The organism is Campylobacter sp. W0014, from assembly GCF_020135975.1.
GTDB lineage: Bacteria > Campylobacterota > Campylobacteria > Campylobacterales > Campylobacteraceae > Campylobacter_D.
Genome location: NZ_JACHTR010000077.1, coordinates 1 through 926 on the forward strand (window position 1 = coordinate 1; position 926 = coordinate 926).

The 926-nt window shown below is 24.9% G+C and carries 1 protein-coding gene; it reads right to left on the reverse strand.

Features of this window, described 5'->3' with window-relative positions; translation table 11 throughout:
- Positions 1–926, reverse strand: a 926-nt coding sequence (locus H2277_RS09015; RefSeq protein WP_337201968.1) for a hypothetical protein, incomplete at both ends; no start/stop codon positions are given.

Consider the following 926-nt stretch of genomic DNA (forward strand, 5'->3'; position numbering starts at 1 on the left):
ATATCCTCATAATTAGCCTTATGTCTTTTCTTTGGATCTAAAACCACTTTATATTGAAATTCCCAACCATATTCTTCACTGTGTTTTGTTTCATCTATCACTTTAAATTCATCAATCTCAGGATATTTAAGACTTGTTTGATCGTTTTGTATGAGTTCTAAAAGTTCATCATAGCCTATACCTAGTTTATTGATTTTAGCTTTAGATATAAGAGGATTAACATTGTAATCTTTTAAATATAAAGCATCCAATTGATAATATTTTTTAGGAACTTTTTTTTCATTATAAGTTATATTTTCTCCATATAAATATTTAAAAACCTCTTTAGGATCTTTATATTCATATTCTTTATAATAAAACTGATCTTGATTTAAAGGCAAATAAGTTTTTAAAAGCTTTTCATCTTTTAAAAATACTTTTCTAATAGAATTAGGGATAATATCATAAATAATATCATAAAGAGTGATATCGTTGATATATAAATGATCAATACGACCCCAAGCACCAAGTGCTGTTGCAGTGTCTATAATGTTAAAAAATTCGTCATCTTTGTGATTAAAATTTTCAAGCTTTAATTGATGAATAGCATCAAGAAGATTATAACTTTTGTGATTAGAAGTAGAAGTGAAATTTTTTAAAAACTCTTCATAGTCTAAATTAGGATTATTTGTAAGTTGTTTTTGTTTTTCATAGAGTTTAATAGTAAGCCATTGTGAAAAAACAAGTTGAATGAAAGGATATTGTTTAACTAGATTAGAAAAATCATCCTTATGTTTTTCTCCAAATTCAAAAACTTCTAAAATAACATTTTTAGGAAGTTCTACTCCAAAGGCATTGTATTCATTGTCTTTTAGAGTGTTTAAATTTGTGATAAGATTTTTGGTGAGATTGTCACTATAATATTTATCTTGTATAAGACTAAAATT